This is a genomic window from Pseudomonas sp. VI4.1, from assembly GCF_002029345.1.
Classification (GTDB): Bacteria; Pseudomonadota; Gammaproteobacteria; order Pseudomonadales; family Pseudomonadaceae; genus Aquipseudomonas.
Window position 1 is genome coordinate 55092 of sequence record NZ_MULM01000174.1, and the last position, 19191, is coordinate 74282.

Genomic DNA, 19191 nt, shown 5'->3' on the forward strand with positions numbered 1-19191 from the left:
TAAGTTGTCACCATTGCCATGCACCCCCAGAGAATTCGCATGCAGACTTTTTTTATCGCACCCACCGATTTTGGTGTGGGTCTGACCTCCATCAGCCTCGGGCTGGTGCGTACCCTTGAGCGGGCCGGCCTCAAGGTCGGCTTTTTCAAACCGATTGCCCAGCCCCATCCGGGTGATACCGGGCCTGAACGCTCCACCGAACTGGTGGCCCGCACCCACGGCTTGAAACCGCCGCAGCCCTTGGGCCTGGCCCATGTCGAGCGCATGCTCGGCGACGGCCAGCTCGACGAGCTGCTCGAAGAAATCATCACCCTGTATCAGCAGGCCGCCATCGGCAAGGACGTGCTGATCGTCGAAGGCATGGTCCCGACCCGTAGCGCCAGTTATGCCGCACGGGTCAATCTGCACTTGGCCAAAAGCCTCGACGCCGACGTGATCCTGGTCTCTGCCCCGGAAAACGAAGTGCTGGCCGAACTGTCCGGCCGGGTGGAACTGCAGGCGCAATTGTTCGGCGGACCGAAAGACCCGAAAGTCCTCGGCGTGATCCTCAACAAGGTCAAGACCGACGAAAGCATGGAAGCCTTCGCCGCGCGCATGAAGGAACACTCGCCCTTGCTGCGCAGCGGCGATTTCAGATTGCTCGGCTGCATTCCGTTCCAGCCGGAACTCAACGCGCCGCGCACCCGCGACGTCGCCGACCTGATGGGCGCGCAGATCCTCAATGCCGGTGATTACGAAACCCGGCGCATGACCAAAATCATCATCTGCGCCCGCACCATGCGCAACACCGTGGAGCTGCTCAAGCCCGGCGTGCTGGTGGTGACCCCCGGCGATCGCGACGACATCATCCTCGCCGTCAGCCTCGCGGCCATGAATGGCGTGCCCCTGGCCGGCCTGCTGCTGACCAGCGACACCCTGCCCGACCCGCGCATCATGGACCTGTGTCGCGGTGCGTTGCAGGCGGGCCTGCCGGTGTTGTCGGTGAGCACCGGTTCCTACGACACCGCCAACCAGCTGAACGGCCTGAACAAGGAAATCCCGATCGACGACCGCGAACGTGCGGAGATCATCACCGATTTCGTCGCCAGCCACCTCGACGCCAACTGGCTGCACCAGCGCTGCGGCACGCCACGGGAAATGCGCCTGTCGCCGGCGGTGTTCCGCTATCAACTGATCCAGCGTGCCCAGGCCGCCAACAAGCGCATCGTCCTGCCCGAAGGCAGCGAGCCGTTGACCGTGCAGGCCGCGGCGATCTGCCAGGCGCGCGGCATTGCCCGCTGCGTGTTGCTGGCCAAACCCGCGGACGTGGAAGCCGTGGCCCGCGCCCAGGGCATCGAGCTGCCGCCGGGGCTGGAGATTCTCGACCCGGACCTGATCCGCGAGCGGTACGTCGAGCCGATGGTGGCGCTGCGCAAGACCAAAAGCCTGAACGCGCCAATGGCCGAGCAACAACTGGAAGACACCGTGGTGATCGGCACCATGATGCTGGCGCTGGATGAAGTCGATGGCCTGGTGTCCGGGGTCATTCACTCCACCGCCAACACCATCCGCCCGGCCCTGCAGCTGATCAAGACCGCGCCGGGCTGCACCCTGGTGTCGTCGGTGTTCTTCATGCTGTTTCCCGAAGAGGTGCTGGTCTACGGCGACTGCGTGATGAACCCGCACCCGAGCGCCAGCGAACTGGCGGAGATCGCCCTGCAAAGCGCTGATTCGGCAGCCGCATTCGGCATCACCCCGCGCGTGGCGATGATCAGCTACTCCAGCGGGGAATCGGCCAGCGGCGAAGAAGTCGAGAAGGTGCGCGAGGCCACGTTGCTCGCCCATGAACAACAGCACTCGCTGCTGATCGACGGCCCGCTGCAATACGACGCCGCCGCCAACGAAACCGTCGCCCGGCAACTGGCGCCGAACAGCCAGGTGGCCGGTCGCGCCACGGTGTTCGTGTTCCCCGACCTCAACACCGGCAACACCACCCACAAGGCCGTGCAACGCAGCGCCGACTGCGTCAGCCTCGGGCCAATGCTGCAAGGCCTGCGCAAACCGGTGAACGACCTGCCCCGCGGCGCCCAGGTCGATGACATCGTCTACACCATCGCGTTGACCGCGATTCAAGCGGCCAACCGACCTGTGGACCTTTAAATGCTCGATTTCCTGCCTGCCGCCGTACGCGGCGTGATTGCATCGCTGTTGCTGGCGCTCAACACCATCCTGCTGTGCTCGTTCCTGTTCTGCGTGGCGATCTTCAAGGTATTGCCCTTCGCCCTCGCCCAGCGCTTCACGCGCTGGCTGATGAGCCATACCCATGAAGCCTGGATCAGCAACAACAAAGCCTGGATGGACCTGGTCTGCCGCACCCGCTGGCACCTCAGCGGTCTCGAAAGCCTGGACTATCGCCACTCGTACCTGATCACCAGCAATCATCAGAGCTGGGTCGACATCATGGTGCTGCAGTACGTGCTCAACCGGCGCATCCAGCCGCTGAAGTTCTTTCTCAAGCAGGAGCTGATCTGGGTCCCGGTGATTGGCCTGGCCTGGTGGACGCTGGGCTTTCCGTTCATGAAGCGCTACTCCAAGGCCTACCTGGAAAAGCACCCGGAGAAGAAAGGCAAGGACCTGGCAACCACGCGCAAGACCTGTGCGAAGTTCCGCCATGACTCGGTGGGCATTTTCAATTTCGTCGAAGGCACGCGCTTTACCGAAGCCAAACATGCGCAGCAGAAATCCCCGTTCAAGTACCTGCTCAAGCCCAAGGCCGGTGGCATCGCGTTTGTGCTGGATGCGATGGGCGAGCAGCTGGAGTCGATCGTCAACGTGACAATTCACTACCCGGGCGGACGTCCGGGGTATTGGGATTTGCTCTGCGGGAACGTGAAGGATGTGGTGGTGCATTTCCAGGAGGTGAAGATTCCGCCGGAGTTTATCGGCAAGAATTATGAGCAGGATGGGGAGTATCGATTGCAGTTTCAGGGGTGGATCAATCAGTTGTGGTTGGATAAGGATGCGCTGCTGGAGCAGATGCATCGGGAGTATCCCGCCAAGTCTTAAGGTTGCTGGTCTGGCCCTATCGCGAGCGAGCTCGCTCCCATATTGGATCTCTTGGGAATACACATTTTGTGTGCCCTGAAGATAAATAGTGGGAGCGAGCTTGCTCGCGAAGACGATCTGAAGGGCACAATAAAACCCGCCGATGATTACTCATCGGCGGGTTTTATTGGCAAAATATGAACTTATGAATGCGAACCACTAAACATAACCATCACTTCCTCCTGTACAGCAACCATACTCATCACCATTATCGTCAGCACCAGAACTTCCGTCACCAAAATCAAGAGGACCAATGGTAACTACTGGGATTGTTTCAGGAGGGGGTGCAGGTGTGACAGGTACTGTAGGGGGATAAAAACTGCTACCAATACCTCCACTATCACCCTCAGCCTCTACCTCTGGCACCTCTGGCACCTCTGGTGCCTCTGATACCTCTACCCCTTCTCCACCAACACCGTTACCAATGCCTTCAGGGGGAACAGCCATCGGGAACGCCTGCAACTCTCCAGTTTCAGATATCCATTGACAGGAAAGCATCTGATTACCGTATGCGTCTCTCAACGTATTTCTATGAACGATTTGCATATCGGGGGCGCAAGAATAGTCAAGATAGCTATCCAATGTATTGCCTTCAAAAAAGCTCGCTGCGCTTTTCGTGATTTTTTTATACGTTTCAGTTTCCCGAATTGAATACAGCCCAACTCCTACAGTAACAATACCTAAACTTGCAATAATCCAAGGTGCTGCCCCGCCCAATATTGTCATTGTAGCAATCACACCTGCAACATTGCCGACAAGACTAACAACGTCACCCTCCTGGAGTTTCGCGCCGCCCCTGATATCTATTCCAATTTTCAGAAAGGTAATTGTTCCCGCAACTATATTGGCAGGCATGCTTACAATCGGAACATAAGGCCCCGCTAGCTTTGTCACGGAGGTCACACTCGCTATCAGCGCGCCTGTTTGCGCCGTTTGATTCAACAGCACCATCCCAGTCCCGTTAACTAGAAATTGATCTGAGACTGCAGTCGAAGCTGCGCCAACAGTTACACCGTCATTGACAACACCTACAAGTATTACGGCCTTACCTGCCATATACTACTCCTTAATAACTGTTTTGAAAGCAAGCGTCATTCTTACCTGATCACACTTCACAGAAGGCGATCTTGCAGCATGGGGAATTCGCCCATCGAAAATCACAACTCTCCGTGATTTAGGCAATACAGACTTGATAACGTTTTCTTTTTTATCATCATAGAAAACAAGCTCCCCTCCCCAGCAGGTAGGCCAATGTTCATTACAGAAAATGATAACTGTCAGCCCTGGATAAATTTTGTTATCCCGGTGAATAATCGTGTCTTGTCCGAATGTCTGGCCATTTGCATAAACACCCAGCAAGGTAATGTTGAAGTCATGTAATTTTGATAGCCGCTCCCAAAACCCTATCAGGAACCGCCATGATTCGTTGCTGTTCAGTTCCTCTACACAAGACTGCCTATCAGGACGACCTTTACCGGCAATAAAAATATGCCAACAGGGTCTAATGAAGGGAAGCTCTTCATAATTTGGCCAGTTGTATCTCCAGACCGCACCTTTAAGCTGAATATTTATGCTTTCCTCTTCAATTTGAGTTAAGAACTCGTCGATTACAAATATTCCATTATCAATCTGCTCGATTTTCACACGTTATCCTTTTCGCCAAAATCCATTCCAAACACCATGTTTTAAAAGCACAAATAGCAAATACAGAGACAGAAAACCCCATGTAACAACCACAAAATAATTTGCGGAGTTACTGTATTGCACCCACCCCAAAATATCCTTACGACTTATCAACAACCCTAGCTCATTATCATACACCCCCCAAACAAATCGTTTACTCCGATCCGGCTCTACAGCGACCCATAGCTTTCGCGACTTATCCAAATCCAAGCGCTGAATATCTTGAGTAGAAGCCTCGATGACATAATCATATGCTTCATCATCCGGCCCAACCCTGAGATATAAATTCGAAGTAATTTTTGAGGCCTTCGAAATATCCCTGTATATAAAAGCGCGTTCCAAAACAACTTTTCTTGGAGCCGAAGGAACTTCTATCACCTTACCAAGGTGCCACAAGGAAATAATAGAAAAATACATCAGAATAACAACCAACAAAACAACTTCAAAAACACTAGGCACATAACCACTGGGAACATCGAATATTTTATATCCCACACCACAACTCCCGACGAAAGCACAAGCGACTCTAATGAACGCAAACACTACTTAGAATCGAGCTCACTCACTCTGCAAACAACACTATTTGCGAAGGCCTTGCCTCCCGAATTGGAAATATCCTCCCCGAAAACGCAGTGACTACGAAGACCTAAGGGTTGGTTAGAGTCGAGCGTTAATATGCTTTCCAGAGCTGAAGCCAGCTTGACCGGCATACTTTACCCTCCCGCAGTTAAAGTGTTACCGAAGCGGCATCCGTTCGATCGAAACAACACACTTCATCTGCCGAGAATATTACCTGGGCACTTTAATTAATGTCAGTTACCGACTTCCGAGGCGGGTGTAATCCTGGTCTGACAAAGAATGGTCAATCGGGTAGTTACGTATAGGAAAAGTTACAAATGGAGTTTTCCTACAGCGTTGAAGTTTGCGGACTACTTTTGGCTGGGGAAGGATGGGGGGGTTGCGGTAGATGCAGTGTGATTATTCTGCCAAGTCTTGGGCGCCTGTACCGGCCTCTTCGCTGGCAAGCCAGCTCCTACAGGGGTCCGCGTTGTATGATAATGGTGTGACAACATGCATCCATGTAGGAGCTGGCTTGTCGGATCGCCGCATCGCAGCGAAAGCGATATTACGGGCACAAAAAAACCCGCCGATGATCCCTCATCGGCGGGTTCTTTAAGTGCAGCTAGCGCTTAGATCGCGCCACGCTGACGCAGCAGGTCCAGCACTTGCTTGACGCTTTCTTCCAGCGACAGCGACTGGGTGTCGACCACGAGGTCGGCGTCCAGCGGCACGTCGTACGGGAAGGAGTCGCCCGGGATGTTGTCCCCGGCCGCCGCGTACAGGCCTTGCGGGTCACGCTCGGCACAGACCGTCGGCGAGGCCTGGACGTAGACCGTCAGCAGGCGCTCCTTGCCGATCAGTTCCCTGGCCTGCTCACGACCTTCGGCACTTGGCGCAACGAAGGCGGCCAGGGTCACCAGGCCGGCTTCGTTGAATTGACGCGCGACGTGCGCGGCACGACGCCAGTTCTCGGTACGCCCGGCGCGATCCTGTGGCAGACCTTTGTTCAGGTCGTGACGCAGGTTCTGGCCGTCGAGTACAAACACCGCACGGCCCATGTCGAACAGCTTGCGTTCAACTGCGTAAGCCAAAGTGCTTTTGCCCGCGCCCGACAAGCCGCTGAACAACACGGTGGCCGGTTGCTGGCCGAAGCGCTGGGCGCGTTCTTCGGTGGCGACGTGCGCCAGTTTGCCGTGGTGGGTGCTGGTGCCATGGCTCAACGGCTGAGCGATGATCATGCCGGCTGCCACGGTGCCATTGGTCAGACGATCGATGACGATGAACGAACCGGTGGTGCGGTTGCTCGCGTAGCCATCCAGTGCGATGGCGGCGTCGAGGCTGACCTTGACCCGACCGATCTCGTTCAGGTTCAACGAACTGGCCGGACCTTCTTCCAGGGTGTTCACGTCAACGCGGTTGACGATGCTGGTGATCGAACCCGGCACGTAACTGGTGGCGCGCTTGATGTCGTATTTCTTGCCCGGCAGCATCGGCTCTTCGGCCATCCACACCAGCATGGCGTCGAAAGCGTCGGTCACCTGCGGCTGGTTGTCGGCGTGTACCAGCAAGTCGCCGCGGGAGATGTCGATCTCGTCTTCCATGGTCAGCGTCACCGCTTGGCCAGGACCTGCGTGTTCCAGTTCACCTTCGAAGGTGACGATGGATTTCACCCGGCTGCTCTTGCCCGACGGCAGCACCACGACTTCGTCGCCCTTGTGCACGACACCGCTGGCCAGGGTGCCGGCGAAACCACGGAAGTTCAGGTTCGGACGGTTGACGTACTGCACCGGGAAACGCAGGTCGGTGTAGTTGCGGTCGCTGGCGATTTCGACGGTTTCGAGAATTTCCATCAGCGACTGGCCGGTGTACCACGGCGAGCGCTCGGACTTGTTCACCACGTTGTCGCCCTTGAGCGCCGACATCGGCACGAAGGCCATGGTGGTCGGCTTGAAGGCGATGCCTTCGGCGAACTTCAGGTAATCGGCCTTGATCGACTCGAACACGCTTTGGTCAAAGCCATTGATGTCCATCTTGTTGACGGCCACCACAATGTGTTTGATCCCCAGCAACGACGCGATAAAGCTGTGGCGACGGGTCTGGGTCTGCACACCGTAACGGGCGTCGATCAGGATGATCGCCAGGTCACAGGTGGACGCACCGGTGGCCATGTTGCGGGTGTACTGCTCATGGCCGGGGGTGTCGGCGATGATGAACTTGCGCTTGGCGGTGGAGAAATAGCGGTAGGCGACATCGATGGTGATGCCCTGCTCACGCTCGGCCTGCAGGCCGTCGACCAGCAAGGCCAGGTCGATGTCGTCACCGGTGGTGCCGACTTTTTTCGAGTCGCGGGTGATGGCTTCCAGGTGATCTTCGTAGATCATCTTGGAGTCGTGCAGCAGGCGCCCGATCAGGGTGCTCTTGCCGTCGTCGACGTTGCCACAGGTCAGAAAGCGCAGCATTTCCTTGCGTTCGTGCTGGCCCAGGTAGGCGAGGATGTCCTCGCTGATCAAATCAGATACGTGCGACATGACAACCCCTTAGAAATAACCCTGACGTTTCTTTTCTTCCATCGAGCCTGCGCCATCGTGGTCGATGACCCGGCCCTGGCGTTCGGAAGTTCGCGTCAGGAGCATTTCCTGAATGATGTCGGTCAGGCTGGTGGCCTCGGACTCGACCGCACCGGTCAGCGGGTAGTCGCCGAGCGTACGGAAGCGGACCTTTTTCTTGACGATGCGTGCCTTGTCTTCGTCGCTCAAGTGATTGAGCAGGCGTTCGTCGTCGATCATGATCCAGGTGCCGTTCATCTCGATGACGTCGCGTTCGGCGGCGAAATACAGCGGCACGATCGGGATGCCTTCGAGGTAGATGTACTGCCAGATGTCCAGTTCGGTCCAGTTCGACAGCGGGAATACGCGGATCGATTCGCCCTTGTTGACGTTGCCGTTGTAGACGTTCCACAACTCCGGGCGCTGGTTTTTCGGGTCCCAGCGGTGCTTGGTGTCACGGAAGGAGTACACGCGCTCTTTGGCCCGGGACTTCTCTTCATCGCGACGGGCACCGCCGAACGCGGCGTCGAAACCGTACTTGTCGAGAGCCTGCTTGAGGCCTTCGGTTTTCATGATATCGGTGTGCTTGGCGCTGCCGTGGGTCAGCGGGTTGATGCCCTGTGCCACGCCCTCGGGATTGACGTGCACCAGCAGGTCCAGGCCAAGTTCTTCAACCATGCGGTCGCGGAACGCGTACATTTCCTTGAACTTCCACTGGGTGTCGACGTGCATCACCGGGAACGGCAGTTTGCCCGGGAAGAATGCCTTGCGCGCGAGGTGCAGCATTACGGCGGAGTCTTTACCGACGGAGTACAGCATCACCGGGTTATCGAACTCGGCGGCGACCTCGCGGATGATGTGGATGCTTTCGGCCTCCAGCTGTTTCAGATGCGTCAGTTTGTCGACCATGGCTACTCACGAAAACGATCTTATGGACGGCCAGCGGGCCGTGTTCGAGCGAGGAATCCTAGCACAGCGACCTCTTCTAATCAGGACGCTAACTAGATCGAAAGGGTATATGAATATACCCCCTCGTTTGGGTGCTGCAGCCCCCCTGTAGGAGCTGGCTTGCCAGCGAACGCGGCCTTGAATCTTGCGGCGTTCTCAAGAACGTCTTCGCTGGCAAGCCAGCCCCTGCAGGGGTTCATATACCCGCAATCCGGGTTAGATCGGATTCGGGCAATCGATGAAGATATGTTCCAAGGCAAAACGCCGTGCCAGGTAATCGCCCAACGCCTGCACGCCATAGCGCTCGGTGGCATGGTGACCGGCGGCGATGAAGCTGATGTCGTTTTCCCGGGCGCTGTGAAAGGTTTGCTCGGAGGCTTCGCCGGACAGGTACAGGTCGACGCCGGCCAACACCGCCTGGTCAATGTAACCCTGGCCGCCACCGGTGCACCAACCCACCCGACGAATCATCTCGCTGCCTTCGATCAGCAATGGCTCGCGGCCCATGACTTCCTGCACGCGACGGGCGAAATCCCGCGGTGTCAGCGGTTCGTTCAAGGAGCCGACCAGGCCGACAACCTTGAGGTTGTCCGGGTCCAGCGGGCCTTCGACAGTGATGTCCAACTGACGAGCAAGCTGCACGTTGTTCCCGACTTCCGGGTGCAGATCCAGCGGCAGGTGGTAGGACAGCAGGCTGATATCGTGCTTGAGCAACGTCTTCAACCGACGCTGCTTCATGCCGGTGATGCACGGATTCTCGCCCTTCCAGAAATAGCCATGATGCACCAGCACCAGATCGGCGTTGGCCTCCACCGCGGCGTCGAGCAACGCCTGGCTGGCGGTGACGCCACTGACGATGCGCATCACCTGCGGCCGGCCTTCGACCTGCAAGCCGTTGGGGCAGTAATCGGCAATCTTGGCACTGTTCAGGTAACGGTCGGCTTCTTCGACCAGGGTGCTCAGGGCGACGGCCATAAAAGACTCCTAAATATCCCGTTCGGAGGCGCGCTTGGCCTCGTATAATGCGCGACATTATGGGCGGTCTCATACCGCCTGCAACCTTTCAGGACGTGCTTAATGCTCAAGGCGCTGCGTTTTTCCGGCTGGCCGCTGTTGGCCGGCGTGCTTATCGCTCTATTGATCATCCAGCGTTACCCGCAGTGGGTCGGGCTCCCGAGCCTCGACGTCAACCTGCAGCAAGCCCCGCAAACCACCATCATGCAACAGGGCCCGGTGTCCTATGCCGATGCGGTGACCACGGCCGCGCCGTCGGTGGTCAACCTGTACACCACCAAGGTCATCAACAAACCGAACCATCCGCTGTTCGAGGATCCGCAGTTCCGGCGCTTTTTCGGCGACAACTCGCCCAAGCAGAAGCGCATGGAGTCGAGCCTCGGTTCGGGCGTGATCATGAGCCCGGAAGGCTACCTGCTGACCAACAACCATGTGACCAGCGGTGCCGACCAGATCGTGGTGGCGCTCAAGGATGGCCGGGAAACCCTGGCCCGGGTGATTGGCAGCGACCCGGAAACCGACCTCGCGGTGCTGAAGATCGACTTGAAGCATCTGCCCTCGATCACCGTCGGCCGTTCCGACAATATCCGCATCGGCGACGTGGCCCTGGCCATCGGCAACCCGTTCGGCGTCGGCCAGACCGTGACCATGGGCATCATCAGCGCCACCGGGCGTAATCAGCTGGGCTTGAACAACTACGAAGACTTCATCCAGACCGATGCGGCGATCAACCCGGGCAACTCCGGCGGCGCGCTGGTGGATGCCAACGGCAACCTGACCGGCATCAACACGGCGATCTTTTCCAAGTCCGGCGGTTCGCAAGGCATCGGTTTCGCGATTCCGGTCAAGTTGGCCATGGACGTGATGAAGTCGATCATCGAGCACGGCCAGGTGATCCGCGGCTGGCTCGGGATCGAAGTGCAGCCGTTGACCCAGGAACTGGCGGAGTCCTTTGGTCTGTCCGGGCGTCCGGGAATCGTAGTGGCGGGGATTTTCCGTGATGGCCCGGCGCAGAAGGCCGGGCTGCAACTGGGCGATGTGATCCTCGCCATCGATGGCGAACCGGCTGGCGATGGCCGTCGTTCGATGAACCAGGTGGCGCGGATCAAGCCGACCGACAAGGTCACGATTGAGGTGATGCGCAACGGCAAGGAGCTCAAGCTCGTGGCGGAAGTCGGACTGCGTCCGCCGCCTGCACGGCGCCGGCCAAAGAGAAAGAAGAAGAGTAAGCAGCAACACAAATCCCTGTAGGAGCTGGCTTGCCAGCGAAGAGGCCATCAGATTCAACGATGATGTTGACTGGTAGAATGCCTTCGCGGGCAAGCCACGCTCCTACAGGGACCGCGGTGTGGTTTAGAGGTCGGCCAGGCCGTCGATCAGCGCCTGGTTCTGCTCAGGCGTACCAATGCTGATCCGCAGGAACTGGGCAATCCGCTCTTGCTTGAAGTGCCGCACGATCACACCCTGCTCGCGCAACTTCGCCGCCAGGCCCGCTGCATCGTGTTGCGGATGGCGAGCAAAAATGAAGTTCGCCGCTGACGGCAACACTTCAAAGCCCTTCGCTTGCAATTGCCCGACCACCTTGTCGCGACTCTCGATCACCCACCGGCACGTCTTGTCGAAGTGCTCGCGATCTTCGAATGCTGCCGTCGCGCCGACAATCGCCAGGCGATCCAGCGGATAGGAGTTGAAGCTGTTCTTGATCCGCTCCAGTGCCTCGATCAGGTCCGGATGGCCGACCGCCAGACCCACCCGCAGCCCGGCCAGAGAGCGGGACTTGGACAGGGTCTGAGTCACCAGCAGGTTCGGGTAACGGTCCACCAGCGTGATCGCCGTCTCGCCACCAAAATCGATATAAGCCTCATCCACCACGACCACCGAGTCCGGGCTGGCCTTGAGGATTTGCTCGACCGCTTCCAGCGCCAGCAGGCAGCCGGTCGGCGCGTTCGGGTTAGGGAAAATGATCCCGCCGTTCGGTTTGGCGTAGTCGGTCGGATTGATCTGGAACTGCGCGTCCAGCGGTACGGCGTCGAAGGCGATGCCGTACAACCCGCAGTAGACCGGGTAGAAGCTGTAGCTGATGTCCGGGAACAGCAGCGGCTGATCGTGTTGCAGCAGACCGTGGAAGATGTGCGCCAGGACTTCATCGGAACCGTTGCCGAGGAACACCTGATTGCTCTGTACCCCGTAGTACCTGGCGACTGCGTTTTTCAGCAGATCGCTGTTCGGGTCCGGGTACAGGCGCAAATTGTCGTTCAGTTCGGTCTGCATCGCCGCCAGGGCCTTGGGCGATGGACCGTACGGATTTTCATTGGTATTGAGCTTCACCAGCTTGGCCAGTTTCGGCTGCTCGCCCGGTACGTAAGGCACCAGATTCTTGACGAACGGGCTCCAGAATTTGCTCATGTTCAGTTCCCCTGCCCTTGTGGAAAGTCTTCGTCAACGATGCGGTATTCGGCGCTTCGCGCGTGGGCGGTCAACGACTCGCCACGGGCCAGCACGGAAGCGGTCTTGCCCAGCTCCGACGCACCCTGCTCGGAGCAGAAGATGATCGACGAGCGTTTCTGGAAGTCGTACACACCCAGCGGCGAGGAGAACCGTGCAGTGCCGGAAGTCGGCAGCACGTGGTTCGGACCGGCGCAGTAGTCGCCCAGGGCTTCCGAGGTGTGACGGCCCATGAAGATCGCGCCGGCGTGACGGATCTGCGGCAGCCAGGCTTGCGGATCGGCGACCGACAACTCCAGGTGTTCCGGCGCGATGCGGTTGGCCACTTCGATGGCCTGGTCCATGTCGCGGACCTTGATCAGCGCGCCGCGGCCGTTGATCGAGGTTTCGATGATCTCGGCGCGCTCCATGGTCGGCAGCAGTCTGGCGATGCTGGCGGCGACCTGGTCGAGGAACTCGGCGTCCGGGCTGACCAGGATCGCCTGGGCGTCTTCGTCGTGCTCGGCCTGGGAGAACAGGTCCATGGCGATCCAGTCCGGATCGGTCTTGCCGTCGCACACCACGAGGATTTCCGAGGGGCCGGCGATCATGTCGATACCGACCTGGCCGAACACGTGGCGCTTGGCGGTGGCGACATAGATGTTGCCCGGCCCGACCACCTTGTCGACCTTCGGCACGCTTTCGGTGCCATAAGCCAGCGCGGCGACCGCTTGCGCGCCACCGATGGTGAAGACGCGGTCGACACCGGCGATGCAGGCCGCGGCCAACACCAGCTCGTTGATTTCACCGCGGGGAGTCGGCACGACCATGACCACTTCGGTCACGCCGGCCACCTTGGCCGGAATCGCGTTCATCAGTACCGAGGACGGATACGACGCCTTGCCACCGGGTACGTACAGACCGGCGCGATCCAGCGGCGTGACCTTCTGGCCCAGCACCGTGCCATCGGCTTCGGTGTAGCTCCAGGAGTCCTGCTTCTGCTTTTCGTGGTAGCTGCGCACGCGGGATGCGGCTTTTTCCAGGGCTTCGCGCTGGGGCACGGTGATCCGCGTCAGGGCCAGTTCCAGGCGCTCGCGCGGCAGGATCAGGTCGGCCATGGAGGCAACGTCCAGGCCGTCGAACTGCCGGGTGTAGTCCACCAGCGCCGCATCGCCACGCTCACGCACGGTCTTGATGATGTCCAGCACGCGCTGATTGACCGAGTCGTCGGACACACTTTCCCAGCTCAGCAGATGATCCAGATGATGTGCGAAATCCGGGTCAGCAGCGTTGAGTCGGCGAATTGCAGTCGGTGCGGTCATAGCGAGAGCCTCATAGAATTGGCAAAAACTCAGGCGCCCGAAGCTAACATTCGATCCGCTTGGGCACCTGAGAATTCTGGCTATGAGGCGGATAGACGGCGCGACTCAGCGTCGCGCAGGTGAATCAGCCGCGGTGTCGAGACTCCACTGCCTTGCGCAGGGTGTCGATCAACGCCTGGATACGGGCGTGCTGCATTTTCATCGACGCCTTGTTGACGATCAGGCGAGAGCTGATGTCGGCAATGAAATCCTGCGGCTCCAGGCCGTTTGCGCGCAGGGTATTGCCGGTGTCGACCACGTCGATGATCTTGTCCGCCAGACCGATCAGCGGAGCCAGTTCCATCGAGCCGTAGAGCTTGATGATGTCGACCTGACGGCCCTGTTCGGCATAGTAGCGCTTGGCAACGTTGACGAACTTGGTCGCCACCCGCAACCGGCCCTTGGGCTCGACATCGCCGACACGGCCAGCGGTCATCAGCTTGCAGAGGGCAATACGCAGATCCAGCGGCTCGTACAAACCCTGGCCGCCGTATTCCATCAGCACATCTTTACCGGCGACACCGAGGTCGGCGGCGCCATGCTCGACGTAAGTCGGCACATCGGTGGCGCGCACGATCAGCAGGCGCACATCGGCCTGGGTCGTGGGAATGATCAGCTTGCGGCTCTTGTCCGGATTCTCGGTCGGCACGATGCCCGCTTCAGCCAGAAGCGGCAGGGTGTCGTCAAGGATGCGGCCCTTGGACAGTGCGATGGTCAACATGGGAAACGTCAGTCCTTATCAGGCTACTGATGCCCGGTCGCAAATGGCGCCGGACACACATCGAGCCTGAAACAGGCTCGACTTGAAACGAAACCAACGGGCACGTCCCTGTGCCCCTGCAGCAGAAACTAGCCCGGTACGCGGCGGATCTTGGCGCCGAGCATCTGCAGTTTCTCTTCGATGCACTCGTAACCACGGTCTATGTGGTAGATGCGGTCGATCAGGGTGTCGCCTTCGGCGATCAGCGCCGAGATGACCAGGCTGGCCGATGCACGCAGGTCGGTGGCCATCACTGGCGCGCCCTTGAGCTTCTCGGTACCGGTGACGATGGCGGTGTTGCCTTCGACCTGGATCTTGGCGCCCATGCGGTGCAGTTCGTAAACGTGCATGAAGCGGTTTTCGAAGATCGTCTCGATCACGGCACCGGTGCCTTCGGCAATGGCGTTGAGGGAGATGAACTGTGCCTGCATGTCGGTCGGGAACGCCGGGTACGGCGCCGTACGCACGTTGACCGCTTTTGGCCGCTTGCCGTGCATGTTCAGCTCGATCCAATCTTCGCCGCAGGTGATTTCGGCACCCGATTCGCGGAGTTTTTCGAGGACGGCTTCAAGGATGGTCGGATCCGTGTCCTTGACCTTCACACGACCGCCGGTGACCGCTGCGGCCACCAGGTAGGTGCCGGTCTCGATACGGTCGGGCATCACCTTGTAAGTGGTCGGGTGCAGACGCTCGACGCCATCGATGGTGATGGTGTCGGTGCCGGCGCCAGTGATCTTGGCGCCCATGGCGTTCAGGAAGTTCGCCAGGTCGATGACTTCAGGTTCGCGAGCGGCGTTTGCCAGCACGCTGCGGCCCTTGGCCAGTGCGGCGGCCATCATGATGTTTTCGGTACCGGTCACGCTGACGGTATCGAAGAAGAAGTGCGCACCGCGCAGGCCGCCTTCAGGCGCCTTGGCCTTGATGTAGCCGCCTTCGACGTCGATGACTGCGCCCATGGCCTCAAGGCCGCGGATGTGCAGGTCAACCGGACGCGAACCGATGGCGCAACCGCCAGGCAGTGCGACTTCGGCTTCACCGAAACGGGCAACCATCGGGCCCAGCACCAGGATCGACGCACGCATGGTTTTAACCAGTTCGTACGGGGCGATCAGGGTCTTGATGGTGCGCGGGTCGATTTCGACGCTGAGCTTCTCGTCGATCACCGGCTCGATGCCCATGCGACCGAACAGCTCGATCATGGTGGTGATGTCGTGCAGGTGCGGCAGGTTGGCCACGGTCACCGGGCCATCGCACAGCAAGGTGGCAGCCAGGATCGGCAGGGCAGAGTTCTTTGCCCCGGAGATGCGGATTTCGCCATCAAGACGAACGCCACCGGTAATAATCAATTTATCCATAAGAATCTCGACGCCCTTGGGCTCAGGTGCGCTCGGCCCAGGCCGCGCTGCTGAAAAATTTCATAGTGACCGCATGGATGCTGCCATCGGTGATCCATGGGTTCAAATGGGCATAGATCTGCTGCTGACGCTTCACCGGGCTCAACGCCGCCAGTTCATCGCTAATCACGTTCAGCTGAAAGTTGCAGCCTTCGCCTTCAACTTCTACCAACGTTCCGGGCAGCTTTCCTTCAAGGAAGCTCTTTACTTCGGTGGCCTGCATGCTCAACCTCAATCGGCGCCCTGTGCGCGCGGGTCGGACATCATACAAAAAAGCCCCGCGCCTGCGAACCCCGCTAAGCAGGACTCTGACGGGGGGCTTGTTCATAGATGCTGGTTAGGGTTGCGCCAACAGCTCGGTCAATTCGCTGACCTGAGCGATTTCGCGCATGTCTTCCGGCATCCCACGGATGCTCCACGCCTTGCCGGCCGCCTCTGCATCGCGCATGAAGCATAGCAACAGCGACAAGCCGACACTGCTGGACTTCAACACCGCCGAGCAATCGACTACCAATGTAGCCGCCTTGCTGGACTTGATCAGCGCCTGGCCCTGCTTGCGCAGGCCGGGGCCGGTGCGGTAGTCCAGCATGCCGCTGAGCAGCAACTCGCCGGCGTTGTTCATGCGAATGGCCGACACACTCATTGGGCTTGCTTCGCCGGCGCTTGTTTCTCGGTGGCGACCTTGGCTTTGGCGACTTCACCGGCCCAATTATTGATGGTCTTGTCCAGGTCGTTGCCATTGCGCTGCATCGCGTCAGCGAACTGATCACGGAACAGCTTGCCGATGTTGATACCGTTGATGATCACGTTGCGCACTTTCCACTCGCCGTTGATTTTCTCGAGTGTGTAGGACACAGGATAGACCGAACCGCTGCTGCCCTTGACCGTCATGGCAACGCTTGTACGGTCGCCCGACTCATCCTTGGCAGGATCAACGGTGATGCCCTGGTTGTTGTATTCGAGCAAGGCATTGCCATAAAACTGGAACAGGCCTCTTTTGAAGTTTTCCTGAAACGTCTTCATTTGCTCGGGCGTGGCTTTGCGCGAGTACTTGACCGTCATGATGCTCTTGGAAATGCCCTCGGCATCCACAACGGGTCCCACGATAGTATTCAGTGCCGTATAAAAATCTGACGGATCCTGTTTGTACTTGTCTTTGTTGGCCGCCAGATCTGCCAGCATCCGGGTCGTGGTGTCCTTTATCAGATCGTGCGCCGACGGCGCCGCCACTGCGTTAGCCATCAACGGCAAGGCCGCAAGCAATATCAACAGGCCACGTCGCAAGGTAGAGATCATTCAAAAACTCCTCATTTGGCTTCTTTGCTAACGGTATTGAGCAGGAATTTACCGATCAGGTCCTCGAGCACCAGCGACGACTGGGTGTCGTGGATAGTTCCACCATCCTTGAGCAAGCCTTCTTCGCCGCCCACGCTGATACCGATGTACTTCTCGCCCAACAGACCAGCGGTCAGGATAGATGCAGTGGAGTCGGTCGGCAGATTATCCACCGATTTTTCAAGCTGCATGGTCACTCTGCCGGTGAAACTGTCGCGGTCCAGATCGATCGCCGTGACCTTGCCGATGGTCACACCGGCCATGGTCACTTTAGCTCTGACCGTCAAACCGGCGATATTGTCGAAATAGGCATAAAGTTTATACGTATCGGTCGTTGCGCTCGGGGACAGGCCACTTACCCGCAACGCCAGCAACAGCAAAGCCAGGATGCCAGCCAGCAAGAAAAGGCCGACACCGATTTCCAGGGTGCGGTTTTGCATCAGAAATCTCCAAACATCAAGGCGGTCAGAATAAAGTCCAGGCCGAGCACTGCCAAAGAGGCATACACCACGGTCTTGGTAGTGGCACGACTGATCCCCTCGGAAGTGGGCTCGCAGTCATAGCCTTGGAATACGGCGATCCAGGTCACGACAAAGGCGAAGACGATGCTTTTGATGATGCCGTTGAGCACATCGTCGGCAAAGGTCACGCTGTTCTGCATGTTCGACCAGTAGGAGCCTTCATAGACCCCCAGCCAGTCGACGGCCACCCACGAACCACCCCAGATACCCACCACGCTGAAAATCATCGCCAGCACCGGCAGGGAAATGAAGCCGGCCCACAGGCGCGGGGCGATGATGTACTTGAGCGGATCGACACCGATCATTTCCAGGCTGGACAATTGCTCGGTGGACTTCATGTTGCCGATTTCGGCCGTCAGGGCCGAACCTGCGCGCCCGGCGAACAGCAAGGCGGTGACCACCGGCCCCAGTTCACGCAGCAACGTCAGCGCAACCATCTGCCCGACCGCCTGCTCCGATCCATAGCTGGACAGGATGTTGAACCCTTGCAGCGCCAGCACCATGCCGATGAACACCCCGGAGACCACGATGATCACCAGGGACATCACGCCCACCGAATGCAGTTGCTTGACCAGCAGCCCGAAACCGCCGCCGATACCGCCGCGGCCGAACAGGGCATGAAACAGGAATATCGCCGAACGGCCAAACACGGCCAGCACATCGATGCCGGAATGGCCGAAGCGGCGCACTCGTTCTAGCAGTGAAATCTTGCGCATCAACGCTTCCCCAGAAGATCTGCGCGGTAATCCGTCGCTGGAAAGTGATAGGCGACCGGTCCGTCAGGGTCCCCCGTCATGAACTGACGGATACGGGGTTCACTGGAATTCATCAGTTCGTCAGGCGTGCCCTGCCCCAATACCTGCCCGTCACCCACCACATAGATGTAGTCGGCAATGCTCGCTGTCTCGGCCAGGTCGTGGGACACCACGATACTGGTGATGCCCAGCGCATCGTTGAGCAGGCGGATCAGGCGCACCAGTACGCCCATGGCGATCGGGTCCTGACCGACAAAGGGCTCGTCATACATGAGGATCTGCGGATCAAGGGCAATCGCCCGGGCCAGCGCGACACGGCGCTTCATGCCGCCGGACAGTTCGTCGGGCATCAGGTCGATGGCGCCACGCAAGCCCACGGCCTGCAATTTGAGCAGTACAATGTCCCGGATCATTTCTTCCGGAAGCTCGGTATGAACCCGTAGCGGAAAGGCGACGTTCTCGAACACATCGAGATCGGTGAACAGCGCGCCGCTCTGGAACAGCACGCCCATGTGCTTGCGAGCATCGAACAGGTCGCTGCGCGACAGCTTCGGCAGGTTCTGGCCGTTGACCCAGACTTCGCCCTTGGTCGGGCGCAATTGGGCACCCATCAAACGCAACAGTGTGGTCTTGCCACACCCGGAAGGCCCCATGATGCCGGTGACCTTGCCGCGCGGTATACGGATATCGACGTTATTGAAAATGCTGCGCGCACCGCGCTTGAAGGTCAGTCCCTTCAGCTCGACCGCGTAGGCGTTATCGGCACTCATCTAAACTCCTTGCGATGCAGCCTCTCACTCGGACG

Annotated in this window: 19 protein-coding genes; 3 read left to right on the forward strand and 16 right to left on the reverse strand. The window is 58.7% G+C overall.

The window, feature by feature from the left end; genetic code table 11:
- The first annotated feature begins 39 nt into the window (after positions 1-39).
- Together pta and BZ163_RS24635 are read left to right on the forward strand one after the other, a co-directional pair.
- A complete protein-coding gene (pta, locus tag BZ163_RS24630) occupies positions 40-2139 on the forward strand; it encodes a phosphate acetyltransferase (protein ID WP_128872985.1) in 2100 nt (699 codons plus the stop codon).
- Entirely contained in the window at positions 2140-3045 is a 906-nt protein-coding gene (locus BZ163_RS24635) for an acyltransferase (RefSeq protein WP_128872986.1), read from the forward strand.
- 198 nt (positions 3046-3243) lie between these two features.
- On the opposite strand, the gene BZ163_RS24640 is transcribed toward BZ163_RS24635, so the two are convergent.
- The 6 genes from BZ163_RS24640 to BZ163_RS24665 all read right to left on the reverse strand — a co-directional run bounded on the left by BZ163_RS24640 (position 3244) and on the right by BZ163_RS24665 (position 9797).
- Complete coding sequence (locus tag BZ163_RS24640) at positions 3244-4140, reverse strand: hypothetical protein (RefSeq protein ID WP_128872987.1); 897 nt, start codon at positions 4138-4140, stop codon at positions 3244-3246.
- 3 nt (positions 4141-4143) lie between these two features.
- Positions 4144-4728 (reverse strand): 2OG-Fe(II) oxygenase, encoded by a 585-nt coding sequence (locus tag BZ163_RS24645; protein WP_128872988.1) that lies wholly within the window; start codon positions 4726-4728, stop codon positions 4144-4146.
- A gap of 3 nt (positions 4729-4731) precedes the next feature.
- Positions 4732-5262, reverse strand: coding sequence for a hypothetical protein (locus BZ163_RS24650; RefSeq protein ID WP_128872989.1), 531 nt, complete (start codon positions 5260-5262; stop codon positions 4732-4734).
- A 695-nt stretch (positions 5263-5957) separates the two neighbouring features.
- Positions 5958-7856, reverse strand: a complete 1899-nt coding sequence (gene cysN / locus BZ163_RS24655) for a sulfate adenylyltransferase subunit CysN (RefSeq protein ID WP_128872990.1) — start codon at positions 7854-7856, stop codon at positions 5958-5960.
- Between the two features lie 9 nt (positions 7857-7865).
- Complete coding sequence (gene cysD / locus BZ163_RS24660; protein ID WP_064679702.1) at positions 7866-8783, reverse strand: sulfate adenylyltransferase subunit CysD; 918 nt, start codon at positions 8781-8783, stop codon at positions 7866-7868.
- Between the two features lie 255 nt (positions 8784-9038).
- Complete coding sequence (locus tag BZ163_RS24665; protein ID WP_128872991.1) at positions 9039-9797, reverse strand: Nif3-like dinuclear metal center hexameric protein; 759 nt, start codon at positions 9795-9797, stop codon at positions 9039-9041.
- A 102-nt stretch (positions 9798-9899) separates the two neighbouring features.
- Between BZ163_RS24665 and algW the strand changes: the two genes are divergently transcribed.
- Positions 9900-11087, forward strand: a complete 1188-nt coding sequence (gene algW / locus BZ163_RS24670) for a Do family serine endopeptidase AlgW (protein ID WP_128872992.1) — start codon at positions 9900-9902, stop codon at positions 11085-11087.
- 102 nt (positions 11088-11189) lie between these two features.
- On the opposite strand, the gene hisC is transcribed toward algW, so the two are convergent.
- The 10 genes from hisC to BZ163_RS24720 form a co-directional block, all read right to left on the reverse strand.
- A complete protein-coding gene (gene hisC / locus BZ163_RS24675) occupies positions 11190-12242 on the reverse strand; it encodes a histidinol-phosphate transaminase (protein WP_128872993.1) in 1053 nt (350 codons plus the stop codon).
- A 2-nt stretch (positions 12243-12244) separates the two neighbouring features.
- Positions 12245-13582: a histidinol dehydrogenase gene (gene hisD / locus BZ163_RS24680; protein ID WP_128872994.1), complete on the reverse strand. Its 1338-nt coding sequence runs from the start codon at positions 13580-13582 to the stop codon at positions 12245-12247.
- Positions 13583-13706: 124 nt separating this feature from the next.
- Positions 13707-14342, reverse strand: a complete 636-nt coding sequence (hisG, locus tag BZ163_RS24685) for an ATP phosphoribosyltransferase (protein WP_007901570.1) — start codon at positions 14340-14342, stop codon at positions 13707-13709.
- Positions 14343-14470: 128 nt separating this feature from the next.
- Entirely contained in the window at positions 14471-15736 is a 1266-nt protein-coding gene (gene murA, locus BZ163_RS24690) for a UDP-N-acetylglucosamine 1-carboxyvinyltransferase (protein ID WP_128872995.1), read from the reverse strand.
- Between the two features lie 22 nt (positions 15737-15758).
- A complete protein-coding gene (locus tag BZ163_RS24695; protein ID WP_128872996.1) occupies positions 15759-15998 on the reverse strand; it encodes a BolA family protein in 240 nt (79 codons plus the stop codon).
- A 114-nt stretch (positions 15999-16112) separates the two neighbouring features.
- A complete protein-coding gene (locus BZ163_RS24700) occupies positions 16113-16418 on the reverse strand; it encodes a lipid asymmetry maintenance protein MlaB (protein WP_128872997.1) in 306 nt (101 codons plus the stop codon).
- On the reverse strand, positions 16415-17071 hold the full coding sequence (locus BZ163_RS24705; RefSeq protein ID WP_128872998.1) for a phospholipid-binding protein MlaC: 657 nt from the start codon (positions 17069-17071) through the stop codon (positions 16415-16417). Before BZ163_RS24705 ends, BZ163_RS24700 begins: the two co-directional genes overlap by 4 nt.
- 11 nt (positions 17072-17082) lie before the next feature.
- Positions 17083-17550 carry an outer membrane lipid asymmetry maintenance protein MlaD gene (mlaD, locus tag BZ163_RS24710; RefSeq protein ID WP_128872999.1) on the reverse strand — a complete coding sequence of 156 codons (468 nt, stop codon included), beginning with the start codon at positions 17548-17550 and terminating at the stop codon, positions 17083-17085.
- The gene (gene mlaE / locus BZ163_RS24715) at positions 17550-18347 is read right to left on the reverse strand and encodes a lipid asymmetry maintenance ABC transporter permease subunit MlaE (protein WP_128873000.1); all 798 of its coding nucleotides are present in this window, start codon (positions 18345-18347) and stop codon (positions 17550-17552) included. The genes mlaD and mlaE overlap by 1 nt, the downstream gene beginning before the upstream one ends.
- On the reverse strand, positions 18347-19156 hold the full coding sequence (locus tag BZ163_RS24720; RefSeq protein WP_128873001.1) for an ATP-binding cassette domain-containing protein: 810 nt from the start codon (positions 19154-19156) through the stop codon (positions 18347-18349). Before BZ163_RS24720 ends, mlaE begins: the two co-directional genes overlap by 1 nt.
- Between the last annotated feature and the right edge of the window lie 35 nt (positions 19157-19191).

Bases quoted from the DNA above. Each gene is read 5' to 3' on its own strand.
- mlaE (WP_128873000.1), bottom strand. From the start codon at position 18,347: ATGCGCAAGATTTCACTGCTAGAACGAGTGCGCCGCTTCGGCCATTCC.
- hisG (WP_007901570.1), bottom strand. From the start codon at position 14,342: ATGTTGACCATCGCACTGTCCAAGGGCCGCATCCTTGACGACACCCTG.
- pta (WP_128872985.1), top strand. From the start codon at position 40: ATGCAGACTTTTTTTATCGCACCCACCGATTTTGGTGTGGGTCTGACC.
- BZ163_RS24635 (WP_128872986.1), top strand. From the start codon at position 2,140: ATGCTCGATTTCCTGCCTGCCGCCGTACGCGGCGTGATTGCATCGCTG.
- BZ163_RS24695 (WP_128872996.1), bottom strand. From the start codon at position 15,998: ATGCAGGCCACCGAAGTAAAGAGCTTCCTTGAAGGAAAGCTGCCCGGA.
- mlaD (WP_128872999.1), bottom strand. From the start codon at position 17,550: ATGCAAAACCGCACCCTGGAAATCGGTGTCGGCCTTTTCTTGCTGGCT.
- BZ163_RS24700 (WP_128872997.1), bottom strand. From the start codon at position 16,418: ATGAGTGTGTCGGCCATTCGCATGAACAACGCCGGCGAGTTGCTGCTC.
- cysN (WP_128872990.1), bottom strand. From the start codon at position 7,856: ATGTCGCACGTATCTGATTTGATCAGCGAGGACATCCTCGCCTACCTG.
- murA (WP_128872995.1), bottom strand. From the start codon at position 15,736: ATGGATAAATTGATTATTACCGGTGGCGTTCGTCTTGATGGCGAAATC.
- BZ163_RS24665 (WP_128872991.1), bottom strand. From the start codon at position 9,797: ATGGCCGTCGCCCTGAGCACCCTGGTCGAAGAAGCCGACCGTTACCTG.
- hisD (WP_128872994.1), bottom strand. From the start codon at position 13,582: ATGACCGCACCGACTGCAATTCGCCGACTCAACGCTGCTGACCCGGAT.
- hisC (WP_128872993.1), bottom strand. From the start codon at position 12,242: ATGAGCAAATTCTGGAGCCCGTTCGTCAAGAATCTGGTGCCTTACGTA.
- BZ163_RS24720 (WP_128873001.1), bottom strand. From the start codon at position 19,156: ATGAGTGCCGATAACGCCTACGCGGTCGAGCTGAAGGGACTGACCTTC.
- cysD (WP_064679702.1), bottom strand. From the start codon at position 8,783: ATGGTCGACAAACTGACGCATCTGAAACAGCTGGAGGCCGAAAGCATC.
- BZ163_RS24640 (WP_128872987.1), bottom strand. From the start codon at position 4,140: ATGGCAGGTAAGGCCGTAATACTTGTAGGTGTTGTCAATGACGGTGTA.
- BZ163_RS24705 (WP_128872998.1), bottom strand. From the start codon at position 17,071: ATGATCTCTACCTTGCGACGTGGCCTGTTGATATTGCTTGCGGCCTTG.
- algW (WP_128872992.1), top strand. From the start codon at position 9,900: ATGCTCAAGGCGCTGCGTTTTTCCGGCTGGCCGCTGTTGGCCGGCGTG.